Origin of the sequence: Vreelandella zhuhanensis (genome assembly GCF_009793355.1) — a bacterium.
In the GTDB taxonomy this organism is placed as follows: Bacteria; Pseudomonadota; Gammaproteobacteria; order Pseudomonadales; family Halomonadaceae; genus Vreelandella; species Vreelandella zhuhanensis.
Genome location: NZ_WTKP01000005.1, coordinates 1 through 21,588 on the forward strand (window position 1 = coordinate 1; position 21,588 = coordinate 21,588).

The window sequence follows — 21,588 nt, forward strand, 5'->3', positions numbered from 1 at the left end:
AAACCGAGTTGGTTTATCACGAGGACTTCAGAACGCGAGGAGAAGCGAAGCAGACCATCTTCGAATATATCGAAGTGTTTTATAACCGGATGCGGCTGCACTCCAGCAATGACTATATGAGTCCAGCGGACTACGAATCAGAGCTACTAGCAGCTGCTTGAAAAGCATGTCCGGAAAACTGTTGCCAGATCAGAAAGACCATGGTCAAGTGCAAACAGCTAATCGCCATCACGCTGGCCGCCGGCTTGGGCATCGCTGCCAGCGGTGCCGCTTCCGCTCAGGGAATGCCTCAGGGCGGCCAAGGCGGCATGGGTCCCGGCATGATGATGGGCGGCCAGGGCGGCATGGGTCCCTGCATGATGATGGGCGGCCAGGGAGGCATGGGCCCCGGCATGATGATGGGCGGCCAGGGCGGCATGGGTCCCGGCATGATGATGGGCGGCCAAGGCGGCATGGGATCCGGAATGATGGGCAACATGGCCGAAATACTCGACGAGGAGCAGTTGAGCTCCCTGCGCGAGATGCGCCAGGAGCATCGTTCCGCCCAGTTCGAGCGTATGGGCGAGATGATGAACCTGCGTGACGACATGATGAGCCTGATGCGGGCGGAACGCCCGGATCCGGAGGAGGTTAAAGCTCTTCATGGCCAGATGGCGACCCTGCGCGGCGAGATGATGGCGGACAAGGTGCGCATGCATAACCAGATGCAGGACCTGCTGACTGACGAGCAGCGCGAGCAGATGCAGCGGGACAACGCCGCGCAGTAATGTCGGGCATACCCTCGGTGCTCGCCGCTCGGTGGGCACCGCTATGCCATATCACTCCAGGATGTGCTGGATCAATGGCGTCGAGCGCACCGCCGACACACAATAACCCCGTGATGATGAAGATTACTCCATGACCGCCTTGGCTCCTGCCACACCATCGAGATAAACGACTACGCCATTAGGGTCGCATGCCCTTCGAAGCAGAGTGCATACGAGGAAAACAACGATGAAGCCGATGATAGTGGCGGTAGCGACATTGATGATCTCTGTGGCATCGCATTCAGCGACGAGTCAAATGGGTGGCATGAGAGGAAACAGCATGATGGAGGAGGGCCATATGATGGGCGGAGCAGGAATGGGAGATATTTCCAGGCTTCGTCACCGCTACTTCATGCGCCATGGGATTGACACGACTTACGCTGATAAATCCAACCCTCTTGACCCCAATCCTCCTGTTCTTGAGACGGGTGAGCGCCTGTACACGAATAATTGTGCGTCATGTCACGGGGAGTCTGGGCTCGGAGACGGACTCGCTGCCGATTCGCTAAATCCCAAACCAGCGAATATTACCGCCTTTAGCAGGATGCCCATGGCAAGCGATGCTTACTTGTATTGGACCATTGCGGAAGGTGGGGCTCCCGTGAACTCGGCAATGCCAGCTTTTCAGCAGAATTTAGAGGAAGAGGAAATCTGGTCACTCATCACCTACTTGCGGGCAGGATTGTGAACATCCTCTTGGGTCTCTTGATTCGTGCATCACACGGATGGTGTTTCGATGACTCAACTATAAGGCACCGGGACGTTTATTGACTTTGTAGTAGCTATAGGATTTTAAAGGAAGCAACGCTTGAAGGAAGAGACCTTATAAATGAGTAAAGCCTGTAACGATCATTGCGCTCGTGGCGAGCCCGGAATAGGAAAAACCACAAATCCAGCCGTTTCCACTTCGTCCAGCGAGTGGCTCAGTGTCTATACAGTGCCAAAGATGGACTGTCCTTCGGAGGAGAGGATGATCCATATGGCACTCGGTAGGTTCGATAACGTTCAAGCGCTTTCATTCGATTTTTCAGGCCGCACCTTGGAAGTTCTCCATAACGGGGAGGTCGGGCCGATCACCAGTAAACTGGCAACGCTGGGTTTGGGAGCCTCGCTTCAATACACCCGAGAAGCGAATCCTGAAACCCTCAAGGCTGTTGAATTCTCCACTGCCGAGCAGTCTGAAGAGTCGAGAGCCTTGTGGATATTGCTCGCCATCAATGGCTTGATGTTTCTGGTTGAGATGACGATGGGCCTGATTGCCCAGTCCGCTGGTCTAATTGCAGACTCGCTTGACATGTTTGCCGATGCAGCCGTGTACGGGCTTGCGATTTATGCCGTCGGGCATAGTGTCAAAATGCAGCTACGGGCAGCCCATGTGGCAGGCGTTCTTCAATTAATTCTTGCGCTCGGTGTACTCGTTGAAGTCGGCAGGCGTTTTATTCATGGTAGCGAGCCAGCGTCTCTGATGATGATGGCCATCGCGCTCCTGGCCCTGGTCGCCAATACAACGTGTTTACTGCTGATCGCCAAACACCGTGAAGGTGGTGCCCACATGAAAGCCAGTTGGATATTTTCGGCCAACGATGTGGTTATCAATCTGGGCGTTATCCTCGCGGGAGCCCTGGTTGCCTGGACTGGCTCTAACTATCCAGATCTGATCATAGGTGCCGTTGTGGGGATTATCGTGCTTAATGGTGCCAAGCGTATTCTTGCTCTTAAGAAATAACATCTTATGTGTCGAGGCCTGGATGATTAACTACCCAGGCCACGACACATTGTGCAAGGCTTTTAGCGTATATTCGAAAGTGATCAAAGACCGCTTCTGGCTGATGGCGCTCGGTGCTATGCGGTAAAAATTCAGAGGTGCCCCAGCTCCGCAAGTGAAGCGCATCCTTCATTCCCACCACGAGGTGATCAATCACGCGGATTTCCATCAGGACAAGGCGCTTGGAAAGCGATACTTGCAGCTTGTCGAAGTCGGGTTGAGGCACTTAGACGCTCGAATACATTGTCTTTAGTGCCCCAGCCTAAGGCGAACAGTTATTCTATGAATTCATGAAGCGCGCCAGCGGCGAACTCTTGATTTTTCTCTTTATGAGCGTGTATTAAGCTTGGATTCAGGCCTTGGGGCTAGGCTGGGTCATAAGAGAAAACATCTGGTTTATGCGCTAACCAGTCTGCGTGGTTCTATATTGCACTTTCTGGAGGTTTGTTATGAAACATCGAGAGCACCGGCTGGGAGTCTCCAAAAATACCTTGGTCACTCGGAATTTGGTAATTGAACCTAACGAATCCGAGCGCATTGAGGAGGCTGTTTATGATATCGACCAGCTATATGGAATGGATGAGGTGTCATACGAGGGAAAGCATAGGCATATTCGCCTAGCCTATGATGCCTCGCGGCTTTGCATTGATGATGTTGAAAAAATATTGGAGTCGCATGGGGTCGATATTAGCTCTAGTCGGTGGAATCGCTTTAAGGAGGAGTATTATCGCTTTGTTGATCAAAACATAAAAGATAATGCAAAGAAGGAGCCTTGGAGCTGCCATTGAATGGTATTGAAATCCAAGCGGTGGCTAACTTTGATATGAACGCTACATGAAGCACCATACAGTCCGCTTACTCCCAGAGCTTCGTGTTCCTATTGCCTGAATTCAGGCTGATCAATTAGATAGAACTGCTGCCGACCGGCCATTTCAACATTTGGTAATAACGCAAGCAGGGGGTTGAGTTAAAAAATAGTGTCAGTCCATCAAACCCCTTGACCTTTGGGTAACCTATAGGTTGTAGGCTCATAGTTGAAGCTACCCCAAGTCAAAAAATAAGGCTTCTCTATCATCAGTAATGGGAGAGGAAATACCATGGTTAAGCACCAGCAAATCCTTGCCATCATTCTGACCGCCAGTGTGGGTATCGCAGCTACTACTAATGCCGCCTTTGCTCAAGGTATGCAGCAGGGCTCCCAAGGGCCTGAAGCCGTCGACCATGACGACCATCACTGAGCTTTTTGCCCACTGAGTTTTTTATCAAAAGGAGGCATGGATGAGCGACAAGGCCATCACCATTACCCTGACGGTGCCGGGCATGGGCTCGGATCACTGCGCCGGCATTGTGCGCAAGACCCTTGAGCGTCTTGACGGCATCGAGGATATCAAGACCAATATCGCAAGCCATCGAGTCAGGGTACGTGTCGATGAAGAGGAGGGGCCTGATGGTGATGCCCTCAAAGAGGCCGTGGAGGGTGCAGGCTACGATGTAAAGGCAGTGCACGACGAGCGTGAAGGCGAGGAGGAAGGCGGAGATAGCCGCATTGAGCAGGATTACCTCGAGCAGGCGAGAAAGCGCCTGATCATCGCCGCCATCCCCACCACCCTGATCATGATCCTGATGATGGTACACATGTTCTGGGTGGCGATTCCGGGATATCTGGCAATCATCGCCGTGCTCGCCTTTACCGTGGTGTTTCTCTATGGGGGTGCAGCCACCCACAAGGCTTCTTGGCGCTCGTTGAAGAACGGCACCTTCAACATGGATGTACTGATCTCCATGGGCAGCCTTCCGCCTTATGTGCTGGGGCTAATCGGCTTCTTCTACCCCATGACCTCCTTCATCGAGATGGCCGCCACCATCATGACCTTCCATCTGGTGGGGCGCTATCTCGAGGCCATGGCCAAGGGCCGCGCTTCCGAAGCCATCCGCCGCATGATGGACATGAGCGCCAAGACCGCCCGGATCGAGCGCGACGGTGAGGAACGAGAAGTACCGGTGAAGGAGCTTTCCCCCGGTGACATCATGCTCGTACGCCCCGGCGAGAAGATCCCCACCGATGGTGAGGTCGTCGAAGGTGAGAGCCATCTGGACGAGTCCATCGCCACCGGCGAGTCGGTGCCAGTCTACAAGAGCGAAGGCGATGCCGTCATCGGCGCCACCATCAACAAGGAGGGACGCCTCAAGGTGAAAGCCACCAAGGTGGGCGGCGATACCTTCCTTTCTCAGGTGGTGAAGCTGATCGACGAAGCCCAAGGCTCGCGGGTGCCGATTCAGGAATTTGCTGATCGCATGACCGGGCGCTTCGTACCGGCGGTGCTGGTGATAGCCCTGGCTAGCTTTCTGGTCTGGCTGGTCGCGGGCGATGCCCTGCGCCCGGTTCTCGAGTGGGGGGCGACCTTCCTGCCTTGGGTCGATCCTGTGGCACCTACCCCCATCCTTGCGATACTGGCCGCCATTGCGGTGCTGGTTATTGCCTGCCCTTGCGCCCTGGGCCTTGCCACACCCACGGCACTGATGGTGGGATCAGGGATCGGTGCCGAGCGCGGCATCTTGATCCGCTCGGGCGAAGCCATCCAGACCTTCAAGGATATCCAGGTGATCGTCCTTGACAAGACCGGCACTATCACCCGGGGTGAGCCTGAACTTACCGATGTGGTCTCTGCCGAAGGGGTCGAAGAGACGCACCTTCTGACCCTGGCGGCAAGCGTTGAGGATGCCTCGGAGCACCCCATTGCCCGAGCCATCGTCGACGGCGCGCGAGCGCGCGACGTCAAGCCCGAACGTGTCAGCAACTTTGAGTCCACCGGCGCCCGGGGCGTCTCGGGCAAGGTGGGCGATGAAAGCGTGCTGATCGGCAACCGCCGCCTGCTGGAGGAAGAAGGCGTGAGCGGCCTGGATGATCTTGAAGAGGCCAAGCAGGAGCTCGAGGATCAAGGCCGTACTGTGGTGATCGTCGCTGCAGACGGCAAGGCGATGGGGTTGGTGGCCGTGGCCGACACCATCAAGAAGGAGTCCAAGCAAGCCATCCGTGGCATGCATGACTTGGGTCTGCACGTGGTGATGATCACCGGCGACAATGAACGTGCGGCCCGGGCCGTGGCCGACGAGGTGGGCATCGACGAGGTCCAGGCCGAGGTGCTTCCCGATGGCAAGGTGGACGCCATCAAGAAGCTTCAGGACAAGTACGGTAACCATGTGGCCATGGTGGGCGACGGCATTAATGATGCTCCAGCCCTCAAACAGGCCAATGTGGGTATTGCCATCGGTGCTGGGGCAGACGTGGCCATCGAGGCGGCGGATGTGACCCTGGTGCGTGGTGAGCTCACCGCTGTGGCGGATGCCATGGAACTATCGAAGGCGACCTTCTCGAAGATTGTTCAGAACCTGATCTGGGCCAGTGGCTACAACCTTGCTGCCATTCCTATCGCCGCCACTGGCCTTCTGCATCCCATGATCGGCGTCATCGCCATGACCGCAAGCTCGCTGTCTGTCATCGGCAACTCTCTGCTGCTCAAGCGGCGCTACGCCCGAGCGAAAACGCAAGGAGAGTCGAAATGAACCGTCAGAACTGGTTCATGATTGCATGCCTAGTGCTGATGGGCGTGGCCATGCTCATCGTGCTATGGCGCGGCAATCCCTTCGGCACCAGCACCTGGCTGCTGCTCCTGCCGATGGGGCTTTGCCTGGGAGTGCATCTCTATGTGCATCGCCATGGCCGCGACGAGTGAGACCGAGGCCCTATGATTTTCCATTAAGGGCCTTCGTAATGCCGAGTACTTTTATAGAGGCGGAATACCGCCTCTTTTTCATGGAATGATTACAGGTCTCGAGCTCGGTTAATTTGCTGAGCTAGGCGCATTGCTTCGTGTTCCTCCAACTTTAAGAGCTCGTTAACAAGTTCCCGGGCTTCGGGGATATCGGCTCGTCCTTCAAGGTAGCGATAAAGCGCGATGACCTGATCATGCAGGGAAAAGATTTCCCGGCTGATATCATCGAAGCTCATCTCGGCATAAGGTGAGCTGCATGCCTGGTGCGGGGTGATGGGGACATGTGACAGGTAATCATAGACCCAGGTGTGCAAGGCCTTTGGGTCGGCTTGTTTCTCGAAGTTGGCCACGGTCTGTCCCAAGGTAGCCTCGTGATCCGCTAGATATTCCAATAACCACTTGGCCCGGGCTTCCTCTTGTTGGGTGGCACAGTGCTTCAGGCACTCTGCTAGATAGGCATGCAGCTGCTGAGTCCATTCGATAAGGTCTTGAAAGGTTTGGATCTTCATCCGACGTTCTCCATTGAAAGTTTGCTCTAAGAGTATTTGCTGTGAACCGGCTTCAGCTCGGTTTCTCATTTTACTTTGCAGCCCCCAGCCGTAAAGGCTATGAAACCCCATTTCGGACAGTTTGTCTCGTATGGTGCCAGCAAGGCTCAATATCGAGACAATTGACTCGATTACATATCCTGCTGGATGTTTATCATCAGTGAGACCTGCTATTGATACCAGGCGAAACTCAGCAACGAGATTGCCATTTGGTTGATCAAGCTGACTCATAACCAAAAACTTCGGGGCGACTCAACCGGCCCCTTTGCTACGCTGGTTACACAGCGCGGGCTGACCAACCACGGTGCCAAGTTTTGACAAACCGGCTATAGCTGGAGATCGGCACTACAGATACAGAGGGCATTCTCTTGCACCACACCTATGATTCTCCAGCACAGGCGAAGGCGAAAAAGCTGAACCAGCATTGTGTCTGCGCCACTCTCGATCGGCCAGAAGTGGTTCGCAGTCTAGCCAACCAGCTGGGGGATAATGCGGACGAGATGCTTTCCAGTGCAGCCTGGCATCACTTCTTTTCAGATGCTGCGGTCTTTGTTCCCAGCCAGGATCTGGATCACATGATGGCCATTGCCCGAGCCCTGGAAGCTGCTACCGCGCTTCCCGACTATCGTCGTCGCGTGCTATCCAGAGCTCCTCAGAGCGCCCAAGCCGACCCTGGTCCCATGGGGGCCTTCATGGGCTATGATTTTCACCTCAGCGAGGAGGGGCCCCGCCTCATTGAAGTCAACACCAATGCAGGGGGCGCATTTCTCAATGCTGCGCTCGCACGAGCCCAGCTGCAATGCTGCAGCGGAGCTACTCGGGTGGCCTGGGCCGAAGACTTTGATGCTGCAGTCATCGCCCAGTTCGAGAATGAATGGCGCGCCCAGCGGGGCAGTGGACGGCCCAAAAGCATAGCGATCGTCGATGACCAGCCTACCGAGCAATACCTCTATCCTGAGTTCCGACTGGCACAACAGCTGTTCCGAGATAATGGAATTGACGCCCTCATAGTCTCTCCCTCTGAACTCAGATATGAGTCAGGTGTGTTATACAGCGGCGACAAGCGAATCGACATGGTTTACAACCGCCTGGTGGACTTCGCCTTGGAAGCGCCCGAGCACACCGCCTTGCGCTCGGCTTGGCTGGACGGAGGCGCTGTCATAACCCCAAACCCATTCGCACATGCCCTGTTTGCGGACAAGCGCAATTTAGCAGAATGGTCTGATCCCTCTACCCTTCAGAATTGGGGCTTGAGCCCTGAAAACGTCGAGCTGCTTCGCTGTGGTATTCCGCGCACCGTTAACGTTGCCGCCAGTAATGCGGATGATCTTTGGCAACAGCGGCGGCAATGGTTTTTCAAACCTGTAGCAGGTTATGGCAGCAAGGGCGTTTACCGGGGCAGCAAACTCACCAAACGCACATTTTCCCAGATCCTAGAGAGTGACTATATTGCTCAGGCGTATGTGCCGCCCTCGGAACGTCTGGTTCTGGTCGATGGCGAACGGAAAATGCTCAAGGTAGACGTACGCCTGTATACCTATCGCGGCAATCTGATCCTGGCTGCGGCACGGCTGTATCAAGGGCAAACCACAAATTTTCGTACACCGGGCGGCGGATTCGCACCCATACTCCTTGAACAGAATTGACACAAGACGCCACTATCGGTTCGATGTTTGAGGTTTAGCGTTACGAATAAACTAAGCGGGTGGAACTTGAGACCGCCGACCCTGAGTTTTTAATTTATAAGATGATTGGCTTGTATAGAGAATCTGCGCAAGGGGTCCCAGTGCCGCAAACGTTGCGTTTTGCTTTTCTACCCGGCGCAGCAGGACAGCTGTTTCACGTCTTTGGTAAAAGTCTGTGCACAGAGCTTGAGGCCTTCGACCATGGTCAGGTAGGGAAATAGCTCATTGCCGATGGCCTGCACCGTCATGCGGGCGCGCAGCGCCATCACCGCTGTCTGGATCAGCTCACCAGCTTCCCCCGCTACCACTTGGACTCCCAGCAACTGTCCTGTATCGCGTTCAGCCACCATCTTGATGAAACCAGCGGTGTCGAAATTGACCAGCGCTCGCGGCACGTTCCCCAAGTCGAGCACGCGGGTCTCCACGCTGAAGCCTTGCTTGCTTGCCTCGGCTTCTGTCAGGCCAACGGTGGCGACCTGGGGGTCGGTAAACATCACCGCCGGCATGGCGCTGAGATCAAGGAGCGCTTCTCCGCCCGCCATGTTGACGGCGGCCCGGCTGCCCCCGGCGGCAGCGACATAGACGAACTGCGGCTGATCGGTACAGTCCCCGGCGGCATAGATGTCCGGTACCGATGTTTGTAGGTGCTCATCCACCAGAATCGCGCCACGCGCGGTTTTCACTCCAATGCCCTCCAGGTTCAATGCCTCGGTATTGGGTGTCCGCCCGGTAGCTACCAGCAGTTGGTCCACCCGCAATATCCCGGTATCGGTGTCCAGCACGAACGCATGGTTGACGTAGTCCACGCGACTGATTTGGGTCTGCTTCAGCACTTCAATGCTCTCACGGCGAAACGCTGCTTCCATAGCTTCACCGATGGCGGGGTCTTCCTGAGAGAGCAGGCGGCTGCGAGCCAGCACGGTGACCTGGCTACCCAGCCGGGCGAACGCCTGGGCCAGTTCCAGGGCGACAAATCCGGCGCCGATCACGATCATCCGTTTGGGCAAGGCGTCCAGTGCCAGCGCGCTGGTGGAGGTCAGGTACGGCGTATCGGCCAGCCCCGGTATCGGCGGTTCTGCCGGACGAGCGCCGGTGCCGATGAAGGCGCGATCGAAGCGGACGGTCTGCTCGCCGCCTTCATTCAGCTTGACCGCCAGGTTATTGGCATCGACAAACCGGGCCTCACCGTTCAGGACCGTGATGGCCGGATGGTCGCGCAGGATTCTTTCGTACTTGGTGTCACGCAGTTCCTCGACACGCTCCTGCTGTTGCTGGAGTAACTTCGCTTGCTTTACCACCGGAGTCTGGGAGCTCAGCCCCTCATCAAAGGGGCTCTCCTTACGTAGATGCGCAATATGCGCGGCGCGAATCATGATCTTTGAGGGCACACAGCCGGTATTCACGCAGGTGCCGCCGACAGTGCCACGCTCGATCAGAGTGATGCGGGCACCGTGCTCGGCCGCTTTCAGGGCGGCTGCCATGGCCGCGCCGCCGCTGCCGATTACGGCGATGTGCAAGTTCTTGTCATCTTTCATGAGGGAGATTCCTTGAATGGGGTGAGGCGTTGCCACAACAGGCGTCATATTGCTTCTTGCGCCACAGCGCATACAGGATCAGGCCGATAAAGATGGCCAGAGCGGATACCAGTCGGCCGTATCGGGAGAGATAAGAAGACCGGGGTCGGCATGGATAACTAGCCTCGGCAGCACGCCCTTTGTCATGTCACTACGGCCATCTCATGTGATGGCCATCGATCACAAAGGTGTGCCGATGCCGGCCTCCAGGATGATGGTGGGGATGGTGATGAGGCTCCGGCCCCTCCCATCCTTCGTGTTCGTGCCGGTGGTGCTCATCGTGGTAGTGCAGGTGGGTGTGGGTCAGGGAGGCGTGCTCATGCCCGAGGACCATCGGATCATGGGCTCGCCAGACAAGGGCCGCGAGCCCCGTCGCCGCCAGCGCTATCGTCCCCAGCAGGGCGAACGTTCCGGTCAGCCCCAGATGAGCCCCCATCCAACCCGCCAGCGGATAGGTAGCCAGCCAGCAACCGTGTGACAGCGAGAACTGCGCGGCAAATAGTGCCGGCCGGTCCTCCGGCTGGCACGAGCGCTTGAGCAGGCGCCCGGTGGGGGTCATGACGAGCGAGGCGCCGGCCCCCAGTAGCAGCCAAAGCCCGAGCAGCCCGGCGAACCCGGGGTCAAGCAGGCCCAGCGAGAGGCTCAGCGTCATCAGGACGCCGCCCAGTAGCATGATCGGCCGCTCGGGCACCCGATCCAGAATCTTGGGCAGCAGCAAGGCCACCAGCATGGAGCCCCCGCCGGCCGCGGCGAAGGCCAGGGCCACCTCACGCTCGCCCAAGCCCAGGACGGAGCGCACATATACTACGGTGTTGACGATCTGCATGGCCCCAGCGGCCGAGACCGCCAAGTTCAATGCCAGCAGCCCGCGCAGCCGGGGTGTCTTCAGGTAGATCCGCACGCCGTGGGAGACTCGCCGCCAGACGCCGGGTGTTTCTTCTACGGGACGAGGCGAGGGCAGCGTCACCGATACGACCAGGGCGGCCGAGAGCAGGAACGCCAGGGCGTTGAGCAGGAACAGGACGTCGAAGCTCATCACCATCAACAGCGCCGCCGCGGCCACCGGACTGAGCAGGTTCTCTAGATCATAGGCGAGGCGCGACAATGACAACGCCCGCGTGTACTGCCCCTCGTCTTCGAGGATGTCGGGGATCGTCGCTTGGAAGACCGGCGTGAAGCCTGCCGAGCAAGCGTTGAGCAAAAAGACCAACACATAGATCTGCCACACTTCGGTGACGAAAGGCAGCGCGCAGACCACGGCCGCACGAAGCAGGTCCAGGCTGACCAGCAAGGCGCGCCGCGGCAAGCGCGCCGCATAGGCGCCGACCAGCGGGGCAATGCCCACGTAAGCCACCATCTTGATCGCCAGGGCCGTGCCCAGCACGATCCCCGCCTGCCCGGCGGCCAGGTCATGAGCCAGCAGCGCCAAGGCAACCGTAGTCAGGCCAGTGCCTATCAGTGCAATGACCTGAGCTAGAAAGAGATGGCGGTAGACGCGATGGGCGAGTACGTCGAGCATAGAACTTCCTCAAGAGAGGGGTGCCTATAAGCGCTTACAGGTAGCGTGCAATCGTCTTGAACTCTTCGGCCCTGGCCCGCTGCGTTTGATTCTGAGAACCAAGGGCTTCGTCTAGGCAGTGATCGATATGATCCAGCACCAAGGTACGTTTAGCTTGCTGAATGGCTTTCTCTACCGCATGGAGTTGTTGAGCGATGTCCAGGCAGTGACGCCCATCCTCTATCATCTGGGTCACGCTCTGTAGGTGACCCCGAGCGCGATTCAGGCGCTTGATGATATCAGGGTGTGTCTGGTGGGTATGTGATGTCATCTTCTTTTCCTTTATTTTATTCCTATCCCCCTGGAGGGGATGTTAAAGTATCGGCGGCATGTTACCAATGCCTTTTATGCAGGTATTTGCCTATTGTTCTTTTATCCTGGTTTATCTTCCATGCCCAATCAGTGGCGTCAACGTCTGAGCTATTTGATCTTGCTTCTGCTGATCGCTCCCGGCCTGGTTACAACCAGTATCGGCGAGGCGCGTGCCCATGGCCCCCTGAGTGTGGCCGGTGGCGTTGAGACAGTTCATCAGAATAACGTGCAAGACGGACACGTTCATAACCATGAGGATGGTCGCCACCTTCACCACGAGAGTGGTAGCCACTTCCATGAAACAGTCGATCGACTCGCAACAGGCATAACCCTTGAGTCGACGTTCCATAATGACTTGCGAGTCAGTGATCAGCATGGCATTCCGCTGCGCCGCGTCTACCGCCTGGAGAGACCCCCACGGCCGGTCATCGCTGGATGACTGGGGCCGTCCGCTGGACGGCCGACTATTTATGACAGACCCGTGGAGGTTGCATGTTTCCATCCCGAATGAGGAGTGCGCTAGGCCTGCCCGATATGGCCCGACGCCACGCCCTAACCCTTCTCACATTGCTGGTAATGCTCCTGGGCGCCAGTGGCGATGCTTTTGCCCACGCCGTTGCCGAAGGCGACAAGGGGTATATCCAGGAGATCTATGGGGTTCACCTGATCTCGTTCGTCTATCTTGGCGCCAAGCACATGGTGACCGGGTATGACCATATCCTGTTTCTGCTGGGGGTGATCTTCTTCCTCTATCGGATGCAGCACATCGCCATCTACGTCAGCCTCTTCGCCATTGGTCATTCCATGACCATGCTGCTGGGGGTGTACTTCAATATCGGCATCAATAGCTACCTCATCGATGCCATCATCGGACTTTCCGTCGTCTACAAGGCGCTGGACAACATCGGTGCCTACCAGCGCTGGTTCGGCTTTCAGCCCAATACCAAGGCGGCAACGCTGGTCTTCGGTCTGTTCCATGGCTTTGGATTGTCGAGCAAGATCATTGGGTACAATATCTCGCCTGATGGATTGGTCCCCAATCTCCTGGCGTTCAACGTCGGGGTAGAGATCGGCCAGCTGTTGGCTTTAAGTGCCATCCTCATCGTCATGGGGTTCTGGCGACGTACTGCCGGTTTCTTACGCCATGCCTATACCGCCAACGTCGCCATGATGTGCGCCGGTTTCATGCTGGTCGGCTATCAGCTCACCGGCTATTTCATTACCTAATTCAGGGTGTCAGAGATGTACAATACCGATCTTCCCGCCCGTGCCGACCTGCCGTCTACGGGTAAATTACTGCGTTCCACATTGCTGGCTGCTGTGGTGGCCAGTGTCCTATTAACTACCGTGGTGTTGCCTGCAGAGTACGCCATCGATCCTATCGGCGCGGGACGCCTACTGGGGCTGATCGAGATGGGTGAAATCAAGACCCAGCTGGCCGAGGAGGCCGAGCTTGATCAGGCCAATAACGAAGCCGCTGCAATGCAGGTATCACAACCCACGGCACCTCAAGAGACGGCAAGTGATAATCAGGGCACGGCCGGAACCGCTGCTGATCCGCAGACTTCAGACGTAGAGTCAGATCAAGCAGTCTCCTCGGTACCTGACCAAGAGGTGGTGCAGCCCGAGGCTAGCCTAGCACTTGCTGACGCTTTGGCCGCTGAGGAGGCATCCTCCCAGGCGACTGAAGAAGCTGCCACGTGGAGCGATGAAGTGACCTTCACCCTCACGCCGGGAGAGGGCACCGAGTACAAGCTGACGATGGAGGAAGGTGCTGTCGCGACATACGCCTGGGCGTCTGACGGTGGGCCTCTTAATTTCGACACCCACGGTGACGGAAATGGCAACTCGATCAGCTATGAAAAAGGGCGTGGCGTGCCCGAAGATGAAGGCGAACTGGAAGCCGCCTTCACCGGCAACCACGGTTGGTTCTTTCGCAATCGCAATGACAACGATGTAACAGTTTTGTTGCGTGTGGGGGGAGACTATGGGGAGTTGAATAAGGCTCTCTAAAGCATTGGCCCCTAGCGCTTAGGAGAGCGCTAATGGGCTTCTTTTGTGTCAAAGAAAACAGAGTGGCACCTGTGCATACTCATGCCGCAATGCGCTATGACCCAATCGTGACTCCGAATCCTGTTGCGACGTAAGCGTGGTAAACAGTTTTTATCGGATCCATTAACTTAGGTTATTTCCCAGGCGGTACTGGGTTGGCAATCTATTTGTACTGAGCCAGGGAGGCTCATCAGGGAAGGACGAGTCAGGAAGCCTACGATAGAATACAAGGAAGGGAAGACACAGCCCGGCCACTGGCCGGGCTTCTTTGTATCTCGCCTCTCACTCTATCCGCACGACTGGCAGCTCATCCCACTTGGTGGTGTACCGCGGCGAGCGGTGCGCGCAGCGCAACTCCCATGCATTTTCTTTCCTCGGCATTCCCAGCCGTACTGTATTCTTGCCGTGCTCCTTGTTGAGCTTGTACAGCGTTGCCATTAATCGTTCGTTGCGTTCACGCTTCTCACCGCTCAGGGGATCAGCCAGCAGGTCTGGTGCCGGATTCCCGCTTTGTATATCCGTTCTTCGTAGACCGGGCTTGTGATGAATTCCTTGTTAAAGCTTGATAGGTTTTCAGCTTCGACTAGCGTTCATTGTTGAGCATCACGTCCCAAGCATGGCTGGCCTTGCCCGATCTGTATGATAGACATGGCAGGCTTCATCAGTGACAAGGGAGCTTGATATGAATAACTAAGCAAGTGAATGCTTTAAAAACTATATTTTTTCAGCCTGTGATCTTAACTCGTGGTATGGGAGGGACTGCCATGCCAACGCCCCCCTGAACTCTCCGACCTGCTGTTTCATGCCGACCCGATGTCACCGCAGAAGGACGTTCCAACATCCAGCACAGGAGACTTGCATGTATGACTTAATCGGCGATACTCACGGCTACGCCACCCCGCTGAAACGATTGCTCGAAACTCTTGGCTATCAGGAATCGCAAGGTCTCTGGTCGCATCCCGAGCGCCGGGTGATCTTTCTAGGCGACTTCGTCGATCGCGGCCCCGAGCAGATCGAGACCGTTCGCATTGCCCGAGTTATGGTCGAGGCTGGCACGGCCCTGGCGGTGATGGGCAACCACGAGTTCAATGCCGTGGCCTGGGCCAGTGCGGATCCTGAGCGTCCCGGTGAATATCTCCGCCCCCATAGCGACAAAAATCGCAACCAGCACCAGGCCTATCTGGATCAGGTAGGGGAGGGAAGCGAGCTTCACCGTGAGCATATCGCCTGGTTCAAGACACTGCCGCTTTACCTGGATCTCGATGGCCTGCGCGTCGTGCACGCCTGCTGGGATCCCAAGTCTCTCGACGTGCTGGGTGGTTATCTCGATGATCACCAGCGCATCCTGCTGGATGCCTGGCCGGAGCTGACCCGCAAGGGCACATCCGCCTACGATGCCCTGGAGACCCTGATCAAGGGCCTGGAGATCTCCCTGCCCGCGGGTAACGAGTTTCTCGACAAGGACGGAAACCCTCAGCACAACATCCGTACTCGTTGGTGGGAACTGGAAGGCATCACCTACCGCGATCTGGCCATGGTGCCTGCCGACGCCATTCATCAGATCCCCCACGACCCCATTCCCGAAGACGTGATGCCTGGCTATGAGGGCGACAAGCCGCTCTTCGTCGGCCACTACTGGCGCTCCGGCACGCCCGAGCCGTTGACCCCGCACATCGCCTGCCTCGACTACAGCATCGCCGGCCGGGACTTCGAACCTGGAGAGACACCCAAGCTGTGCGCCTACTGCTGGGATGGCGAGTACGAACTGGATGTCGAAAAGTTCGTATGGACGGAGCGCCATGAGTAATCAGCGACAGACATAACGGAACTGGACTCATGGCAGTGTGGAAGTCGTAGCTTCTGGTAGAGCAATGTCCTGACTCGCTTGTGGGCGAGCCAGTAAGAAGCCTTGAAATTCGTCACACCCCATATCGCGCAAAGCATCCATCTCCACCTGATCTTCCACCCCTTCAGCAAGGACGCACATGCCGAGCTCATGGCCCAGTGTGATCATGGCGTGGCAGATGGCTCGATTATGTCTATTCTCGGGCAACCCCTGAACGAACTGTCGGTCGAGTTTGAGGCGCTGTGCCGGCAGGTCGCGCAGGTAAGCCATTGAGGTGTGGCCGGTACCGAAATCGTCCAGGGCCACATCGACGCCAAGGCAGTTCAAGGTCTTGATCTGCTCTTGGGCGATGCCTGTGTTTTCCATCAAGGTACTTTCGGTGATTTCCACTTCCAGGCTTCCCGGCGGCAGATCATGACGGTGCAAGAGTTCAGTGATGGTGTCGATAAGCGAGCTGTCAATGAAATGCTCTGCACCCAAATTGACGGCAATGCGAAGCGGCCAGCCGGCTTCACGCCAGGCAGCGGCCTGAATACAGGCCTGGTTCAGGGCAAGATTGCCTAACGGAATGATCATTCCACTGCTTTCCGCCAAGGGAATGAAATCTCCGGGCGATACCATGCTGCCGTCGGGTTGTGGCCAGCGCATCAACGCCTCGGCACCACAAACCTGGCCGTGGGCATCATGTTGCAATTGGTAGTGGAGAATAAGCTCTTCATTCGCCAAGGCAGCCTTGAGGGCTTGTAAGCGCTGATGGCGCTGGCGTACCGAGGTGTTGAGTTCTTCGATGAAAAAGTGATAGCGCTGACGTAGCTGCCGTGCCCGGTTGGCGGCAAGGTGAGCGTGACGAAGCAGGTTACCAGCGTTATCGGCATCCTCGGGGCCGACAGCAATGCCCGCCACTATCTGACATTCAAGTGTTTGATCTTCAACCGCCATGGGAGCCTGGAGCTGGCTTAGCCATTGACTGGCCTGGCTTGCCAAGTCGTCAGCTTCGGGAGAAAGCGGCAGCAAGACCGCGAAGGTATCCCCATCCAGCCGCGAGGGTGTGGCATTGTTATCAACATGGGTGACAAGCCGCTGTGCCAGTGCACGAAGCACTTGGTCACCTCCCTGATGTCCGAGCATGCCGTTGATCAGGCGGAAGTTTTCCAAATCCAGCACGATCACGGCTACCGAGTGCTGGCGAACTCGCGCTTCACACAATGCTTGGGTGATCCGATCATCGAGTACTTGGCGGTTGACAAGTCCGGTAAGGGTATCGAGACGGTTACGCTGTTCGAGCTCGGCTTCATAGCGCTTACGATCGGTAATGTCGATACCATATACATTAGCGTAACCTGCATCTGGAATTGGAGTCAGGCTCAGGAGCAGACAACGGCTGTCAAGCCAGAGCTCCTCTTCATGCACACGACCGGTAGCCAAGGCACTATCCACCTTGAGTTGCCAGTGTTGGGGCGCTTGTTTGTTGTCAGCCCACTGGGCGAGCAATAGGGCACTTGCCGGGTTGGCATACAAAAGTTCCCCCATCGCATTCAAGCGCAGTACCGGGTTGCGATTCTCGTCGGGAAAACGGGCGAGGCTGGCTACCCTTGCCTGAGCCTCACGACGTTGCTCAATTTCCTCGCGCAGGAGACGGTTGGTATCCTTGAGTGCCTGAGAACAGCTGGCCATGTGCCTTGAAATGTTGAACCACTCTTTCCATGCCATGGCATTCAATCTCCTTGCCTGGAGGGTGCAGCGTGAAATGTCTGTTCAGCTTAGGCCATACTATTGGAAATATTCGGTCGTTCAAGACATCCACTTGCTGAGTCAGCGTGGCGGTGGTCTCGGCCAAGGCTTCCAAACGGTGATGGATTATTGTCGGCTGCTCGACTTACGTTGTCCGCAAGCTTGTTGACTTCCATTGCCACCACGGCGAGTGTCCGGCTTCCCTGCTGGCGCGTAGTCTGCGTACGCTGGTAGCAAGAGTTCGCCAGCAGAATGCCTCCGCTCAGTCCATTGCCGAAACCATGGAGAAGCACTCGCAGAACCACCGAGTGTACTATCCCGGCCAGCCGGGTTTTCCCGGCCATGACTTGGCCAAGCGCCAGATGCAGGGCTTCGGTGGGATGTTAAGCATTGAGATCGAGTGCGGTGGTAATGCGGCTACATCGTGGTGATCCAAGTCAATCCGATAGAGCGCAAGGGCGCGCCGAAGACACAGCAGGAAATCCAGAACCGGATTAACGAGATCAGTTTCAACAGCAGCTTGCTGAAGGAGCTGCGCGCGATCGACTTTGTCGACCGGCTGATCCGTCAGGGCAAGCTCTCGTCGGACGAATACCGTCAGGTGCGAGTGCATATCATCGAGAACGAAACAGAGATGAAACCGCTGGGTGTTTCCTCGAAGATGAACTCCGAATTGCAGCAAAGCCGCGGTGAAAGAGAAAACCGAGTGGCGGCCGACGTGGGCCGCACCCCCGGTTCCCCCTGTAGGTCAGCCGAGGGTCAGCTGGTCGCTTCACCCTCGGCTTCGCCAGCTTGTGCCATCATGTAGTAGCCGCTTTCCACGGCCACATCCGAATAGATGGCATGGACTGCCGAGCCGCCCGCAACCAGGGCGAGAACGGGTACTGCATAGGCAAGCCCCCTAGATAGGTTGTCGAGAAGAGTTTTTCGCTTTTCGTCTGACATAAAGCCTCCTGATCCGAAATATCGGGTTTGTTCTAGTTAGCGGTTAGGCCTGATTGCCTTTGGCCAATAGATAGAGGGCAATCATCACCAGGGTCACCTGAAACATCATGCCGCCAAGTGGGTGAGACGAGGTAGCCATGAAGTGCCACTGTCCCCAGTGCACCATGAAGATGGCACCGAGCAGGATGGGGATCATGCCGAGGGCACCCAGCCGGGTGATGACGTCGCCTAGGCGACTGGCCATCAACCCGCCCAGTACTACAAGCAGGCCGGTGCCGATCTCGCCGAGAGCCACAAGTCCCCCAAGCATCACGGGCAGGCCCATCATGGTGGAAAATTCGCCAACGCCTCCGCCCATGAACTTGTCGATTCCCATGTAGAGAAAGACGCTGGCAAGGCCTAGGCGCAGGAACCAGTGGGCATGACGTTGAACAGGAGAGGCGTCTGCAGGACGTGAAGTGGCGTCATCATTCATGGTGTTGTTTCTCCTTGGTGGTGCCATTGGCTCTAGTTGTTGCACTTGAGTCTTTGTCGTCAAAACTCGAAAGTTCTTACAGCTCCTGATGGTTATTTCTCGAGGAAGCTTTCATTAAGGTCGTTTAGGATTTCGGTGTCGGGGCGTCTCGACTACACTGCCGGGGAGCACTAGCTCTCAATGACGCTGCTTTACTGAGCTAAGTTGAGAAGGGCTTTACTGAGCTAAGTTGGGGAGGTGTGCATTCCGTGCGGCCCGTACCCGAAAGCTATGGCTTTCGGCAGCAAGTCCAGAATAAAATCTGGCGGGGAGTGTGAGGATGGAAGGATTTGGTCACGGTCAAAGCCTTTTGATAGCCGCCTTGTGCGGTTTTCTTCTGCTGGTTGCCATGGTCCGCCACTATGCGCCGCGCTCGGTGCTGCCAGCGGAATCCTGGTTGCTGGTCGTCGGTATCGGCTACGGACTGCTAGCCGCTGAGGCGGCGGCATTTCCAGCCATCCGTCTGAACCCGGAGCTTGTGATCGGCATGCTGCTGCCGGTGCTGGTATTTGCCGAAGGACGGCATCTGCCAATCGGTCTTGTGCTGCGTGCCGCCAGTCCTCTGGCGCTTCTCGTCCTTTTAAGCATGCCCCTTGCCCTGGCTGTCATCGGCCTGCCCATGGCCTGGCTTGCGGACATTCCCTTATGGCACGGCTTGCTGTTTGGGGCGGCCGTGGCGGCTACCGACCCCACCACGGCGGGACCCGTGCTCGGGCGTTTTGATATCCCGAAACGTCTCGAACTGCTGATTCAGGGCGAGTCCATCTTCAATGACGCCATCACCGTCGTGGTGTTCACGGCCCTGGCTGGCGTGGTGATCGGAGCCGGGGACTTCTCACTGGGTGAAATCACCATCGCCACGCTGCGTAGCATGCTGCTGGCGGTGCCCATCGGCCTGCTGACAGGCTGGCTTCTGGGGCTGCTGGTGCGTCACTGGCAGGAACAGAACTGTATGCCGGGGCTGACCCTGACCTTGGCGCTGCCCATCGGTACCTTTCTTCTGAGCGAGCAGCTGTTGCATGCCTCGGGCATCATTGCGGTGGTGTTCGCGGCCCTGGCCTTCAGCCACAATCGGCGCCGGGAAACAGAGGAAAAGCGCGAGCTCTATGACGACTTCTGGGAATACTTGGGCGAGCTTGGCTCAAGCGCGCTCTACTTTGCCTTGGGGGCGGCCATGGGACCACAGCTGCTGTCGCTGAACTGGCGCCTTGCCCTAGTCATTCCTTTGTTACTCGCAAGCCGGGCCCTGCTGATCTATGCCACGGGTCCGTTGCTTCGCCTGCAGGGTTGCTCGCTGCCGACCAGCTGGCGACATGTGCTGATGCTCGGCGGTCTACGGGGAGCGGTGCCGGCGGCACTGATACTCATGTTGCCCCTTGACTATGCCTACCGCGATGAGTTGCTGGTAATGGGTTTCTCGCTTGTCGCCTACAGCATTGTCGTGCATCCCGTGCTGCTCAAGTATTACCTGGAAAAAGCGACCATTGCTGAACTTCCGGCACCGGAAGTGCCAGCTTCCACCCGACCGGAAGCGGTCATGGCGGACATGTCGCCCTGGCTTTCCAGGCGTCTGGATGCCAGTGCCTGGGGTGCGGCGGCCATTGCCGGCGTGATTGCCGGTGTGGTCTTCCTGGTTCTGGAAATGACCTTGGTGCCTCTTTTTCAGCAGACGAGCCCCTGGGTGCCGGTGCGCATGATGGCTGCGATCGGTCTTGGCGCCGAGGTTCTGCAGTCGCCGACGGCGATTGCACTGGATGTGGGCCTAGCCGCCATGGTGGTGCACTTCACCCTGTCATTGATCTATGCCTGGCTGCTTGCCCCCTTTCTGGAAGGCACCAAGCCTTTCACGGCTATGTTCAGGGGTGCTCTTTTCGGGCTTGTGATCTATGCGGTCAACTTTTATCTGTTCACGATTCTCTTTCCCTGGTTCGAAGAGGCGCGCACCTGGCTCACCATTGCGGCACATCTTATCTTCGGTGCCGTGCTTGCCACGAGCTACTGCCACCTGCGTGATGTTGCAGATGGACGGGCTGCGGATAAGAACCTCGTAGTTGAAGATGGTCCGGATATCGCCGGCAACGATGGGCGTGAAAAGCGGTGACAGGCTGGCGGGGCTTGAGCAACGCAAGTGCGATGACCATCGGCAGAATGTCGGTTTGCGGGTACCTTAGCCTTCAGTCAGTGGTCAGCCTAGTGTGTCCTTAACGCTTGCGCACTCCTCGGGTAAAGGCGCAATGGCTGGTCAGTTCTTTGGACTATCTCTTATCTTCACTTATTTGATCATCAGGAGCCTGACGGGTACGCTCTTTTTACTAGATACCTGCCTGTGACAGTTCGAAGAGCTGGCTCCACCGAAAACAGCGAATGGTAGGCGCTAGTGGCTCTGTAGCGTTTCGATGTGAGGGTACTCACCGCTCGGAAGATATCCGAGACCAAGGCTGCAAGCGTCGAATGTGGTGCTGCTTGATCCGACATAGCA

At 56.9% G+C, this 21,588-nt stretch carries 25 protein-coding genes; 16 read left to right on the forward strand and 9 right to left on the reverse strand.

Annotated features, from left to right (window positions below):
- The 4 genes from GPM19_RS07860 to GPM19_RS07875 all read left to right on the forward strand — a co-directional run.
- On the forward strand, positions 1 to 161 hold a 161-nt coding region (locus GPM19_RS07860; RefSeq protein WP_160418504.1), incomplete at its 5' end, for an IS3 family transposase.
- Between the two features lie 39 nt (positions 162 to 200).
- Entirely contained in the window at positions 201 to 767 is a 567-nt protein-coding gene (locus tag GPM19_RS07865; RefSeq protein WP_160418505.1) for a periplasmic heavy metal sensor, read from the forward strand.
- A gap of 226 nt (positions 768 to 993) precedes the next feature.
- Positions 994 to 1,494 carry a c-type cytochrome gene (locus GPM19_RS07870; protein WP_160418506.1) on the forward strand — a complete coding sequence of 167 codons (501 nt, stop codon included), beginning with the start codon at positions 994 to 996 and terminating at the stop codon, positions 1,492 to 1,494.
- Positions 1,495 to 1,635: 141 nt separating this feature from the next.
- The gene (locus GPM19_RS07875; RefSeq protein WP_160418507.1) at positions 1,636 to 2,532 is read left to right on the forward strand and encodes a cation efflux transmembrane domain-containing protein; all 897 of its coding nucleotides are present in this window, start codon (positions 1,636 to 1,638) and stop codon (positions 2,530 to 2,532) included.
- Between the two features lie 4 nt (positions 2,533 to 2,536).
- Here the strand turns inward: GPM19_RS07875 and GPM19_RS07880 are convergent, their stop codons facing one another.
- A complete protein-coding gene (locus GPM19_RS07880; RefSeq protein ID WP_160418508.1) occupies positions 2,537 to 2,797 on the reverse strand; it encodes a hypothetical protein in 261 nt (86 codons plus the stop codon).
- 223 nt (positions 2,798 to 3,020) lie between these two features.
- On the opposite strand from GPM19_RS07880, the gene GPM19_RS07885 reads away from it, so the two are divergent.
- The 4 genes from GPM19_RS07885 (at position 3,021) to GPM19_RS07900 (ending at position 6,305) form a co-directional block, all read left to right on the forward strand.
- Entirely contained in the window at positions 3,021 to 3,359 is a 339-nt protein-coding gene (locus tag GPM19_RS07885; RefSeq protein WP_160418509.1) for a cation transporter, read from the forward strand.
- A 309-nt stretch (positions 3,360 to 3,668) separates the two neighbouring features.
- Positions 3,669 to 3,809 carry a hypothetical protein gene (locus tag GPM19_RS07890; RefSeq protein WP_160418510.1) on the forward strand — a complete coding sequence of 47 codons (141 nt, stop codon included), beginning with the start codon at positions 3,669 to 3,671 and terminating at the stop codon, positions 3,807 to 3,809.
- Between the two features lie 40 nt (positions 3,810 to 3,849).
- A complete protein-coding gene (locus GPM19_RS07895; RefSeq protein ID WP_160418511.1) occupies positions 3,850 to 6,135 on the forward strand; it encodes a heavy metal translocating P-type ATPase in 2,286 nt (761 codons plus the stop codon).
- A complete protein-coding gene (locus GPM19_RS07900) occupies positions 6,132 to 6,305 on the forward strand; it encodes a hypothetical protein (RefSeq protein ID WP_160418512.1) in 174 nt (57 codons plus the stop codon). The genes GPM19_RS07895 and GPM19_RS07900 overlap by 4 nt, the downstream gene beginning before the upstream one ends.
- 89 nt (positions 6,306 to 6,394) lie before the next feature.
- Here the strand turns inward: GPM19_RS07900 and GPM19_RS15395 are convergent, their stop codons facing one another.
- Entirely contained in the window at positions 6,395 to 7,123 is a 729-nt protein-coding gene (locus tag GPM19_RS15395) for a hypothetical protein (RefSeq protein ID WP_227842277.1), read from the reverse strand.
- Between the two features lie 137 nt (positions 7,124 to 7,260).
- Here GPM19_RS15395 and GPM19_RS07910 point away from each other — a divergent pair, with 137 nt between their 5' ends.
- Positions 7,261 to 8,538: an ATP-grasp domain-containing protein gene (locus GPM19_RS07910; RefSeq protein ID WP_202114760.1), complete on the forward strand. Its 1,278-nt coding sequence runs from the start codon at positions 7,261 to 7,263 to the stop codon at positions 8,536 to 8,538.
- 167 nt (positions 8,539 to 8,705) lie between these two features.
- On the opposite strand, the gene merA is transcribed toward GPM19_RS07910, so the two are convergent.
- The 3 genes from merA to GPM19_RS07925 form a co-directional block, all read right to left on the reverse strand.
- Positions 8,706 to 10,112, reverse strand: coding sequence for a mercury(II) reductase (gene merA, locus GPM19_RS07915; RefSeq protein WP_160418513.1), 1,407 nt, complete (start codon positions 10,110 to 10,112; stop codon positions 8,706 to 8,708).
- 190 nt (positions 10,113 to 10,302) lie between these two features.
- On the reverse strand, positions 10,303 to 11,670 hold the full coding sequence (locus GPM19_RS07920) for an MFS transporter (RefSeq protein ID WP_160418514.1): 1,368 nt from the start codon (positions 11,668 to 11,670) through the stop codon (positions 10,303 to 10,305).
- Positions 11,671 to 11,704: 34 nt separating this feature from the next.
- Complete coding sequence (locus GPM19_RS07925) at positions 11,705 to 11,980, reverse strand: metal-sensing transcriptional repressor (protein WP_160418515.1); 276 nt, start codon at positions 11,978 to 11,980, stop codon at positions 11,705 to 11,707.
- Between the two features lie 120 nt (positions 11,981 to 12,100).
- On the opposite strand from GPM19_RS07925, the gene GPM19_RS07930 reads away from it, so the two are divergent.
- Genes GPM19_RS07930 through GPM19_RS07940 form a run of 3 tightly spaced genes read left to right on the forward strand, consistent with a single transcriptional unit; the run spans position 12,101 to position 14,034 of the window.
- Positions 12,101 to 12,460 (forward strand): hypothetical protein, encoded by a 360-nt coding sequence (locus GPM19_RS07930; RefSeq protein ID WP_160418516.1) that lies wholly within the window; start codon positions 12,101 to 12,103, stop codon positions 12,458 to 12,460.
- Positions 12,461 to 12,513: 53 nt separating this feature from the next.
- Positions 12,514 to 13,248: a HupE/UreJ family protein gene (locus GPM19_RS07935; RefSeq protein WP_202114761.1), complete on the forward strand. Its 735-nt coding sequence runs from the start codon at positions 12,514 to 12,516 to the stop codon at positions 13,246 to 13,248.
- Positions 13,249 to 13,263: 15 nt separating this feature from the next.
- Positions 13,264 to 14,034, forward strand: coding sequence for a hypothetical protein (locus GPM19_RS07940; RefSeq protein WP_160418517.1), 771 nt, complete (start codon positions 13,264 to 13,266; stop codon positions 14,032 to 14,034).
- Positions 14,035 to 14,355: 321 nt separating this feature from the next.
- Here GPM19_RS07940 and GPM19_RS07945 read toward each other — a convergent pair whose 3' ends face one another.
- Entirely contained in the window at positions 14,356 to 14,511 is a 156-nt protein-coding gene (locus GPM19_RS07945; protein WP_160418518.1) for a DUF4113 domain-containing protein, read from the reverse strand.
- A 421-nt stretch (positions 14,512 to 14,932) separates the two neighbouring features.
- Between GPM19_RS07945 and GPM19_RS07950 the strand changes: the two genes are divergently transcribed.
- The gene (locus tag GPM19_RS07950) at positions 14,933 to 15,880 is read left to right on the forward strand and encodes a metallophosphoesterase (protein WP_160418519.1); all 948 of its coding nucleotides are present in this window, start codon (positions 14,933 to 14,935) and stop codon (positions 15,878 to 15,880) included.
- A gap of 27 nt (positions 15,881 to 15,907) precedes the next feature.
- Here GPM19_RS07950 and GPM19_RS07955 read toward each other — a convergent pair whose 3' ends face one another.
- Positions 15,908 to 17,629, reverse strand: coding sequence for a putative bifunctional diguanylate cyclase/phosphodiesterase (locus tag GPM19_RS07955; protein ID WP_160418520.1), 1,722 nt, complete (start codon positions 17,627 to 17,629; stop codon positions 15,908 to 15,910).
- 227 nt (positions 17,630 to 17,856) lie between these two features.
- Between GPM19_RS07955 and GPM19_RS15675 the strand changes: the two genes are divergently transcribed.
- Together GPM19_RS15675 and GPM19_RS15230 are read left to right on the forward strand one after the other, a co-directional pair.
- The gene (locus tag GPM19_RS15675; protein WP_227842298.1) at positions 17,857 to 18,081 is read left to right on the forward strand and encodes a PLP-dependent transferase; all 225 of its coding nucleotides are present in this window, start codon (positions 17,857 to 17,859) and stop codon (positions 18,079 to 18,081) included.
- Positions 18,075 to 18,458, forward strand: a complete 384-nt coding sequence (locus GPM19_RS15230; RefSeq protein ID WP_202114762.1) for a hypothetical protein — start codon at positions 18,075 to 18,077, stop codon at positions 18,456 to 18,458. The genes GPM19_RS15675 and GPM19_RS15230 overlap by 7 nt, the downstream gene beginning before the upstream one ends.
- Here GPM19_RS15230 and GPM19_RS07970 read toward each other — a convergent pair.
- Positions 18,410 to 18,595 carry a hypothetical protein gene (locus GPM19_RS07970; RefSeq protein WP_160418521.1) on the reverse strand — a complete coding sequence of 62 codons (186 nt, stop codon included), beginning with the start codon at positions 18,593 to 18,595 and terminating at the stop codon, positions 18,410 to 18,412. The genes GPM19_RS15230 and GPM19_RS07970 overlap by 49 nt on opposite strands.
- A gap of 43 nt (positions 18,596 to 18,638) precedes the next feature.
- Complete coding sequence (locus GPM19_RS07975; RefSeq protein WP_160418522.1) at positions 18,639 to 19,070, reverse strand: DoxX family protein; 432 nt, start codon at positions 19,068 to 19,070, stop codon at positions 18,639 to 18,641.
- 319 nt (positions 19,071 to 19,389) lie between these two features.
- On the opposite strand from GPM19_RS07975, the gene GPM19_RS07980 reads away from it, so the two are divergent.
- Positions 19,390 to 21,210 carry a cation:proton antiporter gene (locus tag GPM19_RS07980; RefSeq protein ID WP_160418523.1) on the forward strand — a complete coding sequence of 607 codons (1,821 nt, stop codon included), beginning with the start codon at positions 19,390 to 19,392 and terminating at the stop codon, positions 21,208 to 21,210.
- The last annotated feature ends 378 nt before the right edge of the window (positions 21,211 to 21,588 follow it).

Excerpts from the sequence above, each read along its gene's own strand:
- GPM19_RS07865 (WP_160418505.1), top strand. The coding sequence starts at position 201 with ATGGTCAAGTGCAAACAGCTAATCGCCATCACGCTGGCCGCCGGCTTG.
- GPM19_RS07870 (WP_160418506.1), top strand. The coding sequence starts at position 994 with ATGAAGCCGATGATAGTGGCGGTAGCGACATTGATGATCTCTGTGGCA.
- GPM19_RS07875 (WP_160418507.1), top strand. The coding sequence starts at position 1,636 with ATGAGTAAAGCCTGTAACGATCATTGCGCTCGTGGCGAGCCCGGAATA.
- GPM19_RS07885 (WP_160418509.1), top strand. The coding sequence starts at position 3,021 with ATGAAACATCGAGAGCACCGGCTGGGAGTCTCCAAAAATACCTTGGTC.
- GPM19_RS07890 (WP_160418510.1), top strand. The coding sequence starts at position 3,669 with ATGGTTAAGCACCAGCAAATCCTTGCCATCATTCTGACCGCCAGTGTG.
- GPM19_RS07895 (WP_160418511.1), top strand. The coding sequence starts at position 3,850 with ATGAGCGACAAGGCCATCACCATTACCCTGACGGTGCCGGGCATGGGC.
- GPM19_RS07900 (WP_160418512.1), top strand. The coding sequence starts at position 6,132 with ATGAACCGTCAGAACTGGTTCATGATTGCATGCCTAGTGCTGATGGGC.
- GPM19_RS15395 (WP_227842277.1), bottom strand. The coding sequence starts at position 7,123 with ATGAGTCAGCTTGATCAACCAAATGGCAATCTCGTTGCTGAGTTTCGC.
- merA (WP_160418513.1), bottom strand. The coding sequence starts at position 10,112 with ATGAAAGATGACAAGAACTTGCACATCGCCGTAATCGGCAGCGGCGGC.
- GPM19_RS07920 (WP_160418514.1), bottom strand. The coding sequence starts at position 11,670 with ATGCTCGACGTACTCGCCCATCGCGTCTACCGCCATCTCTTTCTAGCT.
- GPM19_RS07925 (WP_160418515.1), bottom strand. The coding sequence starts at position 11,980 with ATGACATCACATACCCACCAGACACACCCTGATATCATCAAGCGCCTG.
- GPM19_RS07930 (WP_160418516.1), top strand. The coding sequence starts at position 12,101 with ATGCCCAATCAGTGGCGTCAACGTCTGAGCTATTTGATCTTGCTTCTG.
- GPM19_RS07935 (WP_202114761.1), top strand. The coding sequence starts at position 12,514 with ATGTTTCCATCCCGAATGAGGAGTGCGCTAGGCCTGCCCGATATGGCC.
- GPM19_RS07940 (WP_160418517.1), top strand. The coding sequence starts at position 13,264 with ATGTACAATACCGATCTTCCCGCCCGTGCCGACCTGCCGTCTACGGGT.
- GPM19_RS07945 (WP_160418518.1), bottom strand. The coding sequence starts at position 14,511 with ATGGCAACGCTGTACAAGCTCAACAAGGAGCACGGCAAGAATACAGTA.
- GPM19_RS07950 (WP_160418519.1), top strand. The coding sequence starts at position 14,933 with ATGTATGACTTAATCGGCGATACTCACGGCTACGCCACCCCGCTGAAA.
- GPM19_RS07955 (WP_160418520.1), bottom strand. The coding sequence starts at position 17,629 with ATGGCATGGAAAGAGTGGTTCAACATTTCAAGGCACATGGCCAGCTGT.
- GPM19_RS07970 (WP_160418521.1), bottom strand. The coding sequence starts at position 18,595 with ATGTCAGACGAAAAGCGAAAAACTCTTCTCGACAACCTATCTAGGGGG.
- GPM19_RS07975 (WP_160418522.1), bottom strand. The coding sequence starts at position 19,070 with ATGAATGATGACGCCACTTCACGTCCTGCAGACGCCTCTCCTGTTCAA.
- GPM19_RS07980 (WP_160418523.1), top strand. The coding sequence starts at position 19,390 with ATGGAAGGATTTGGTCACGGTCAAAGCCTTTTGATAGCCGCCTTGTGC.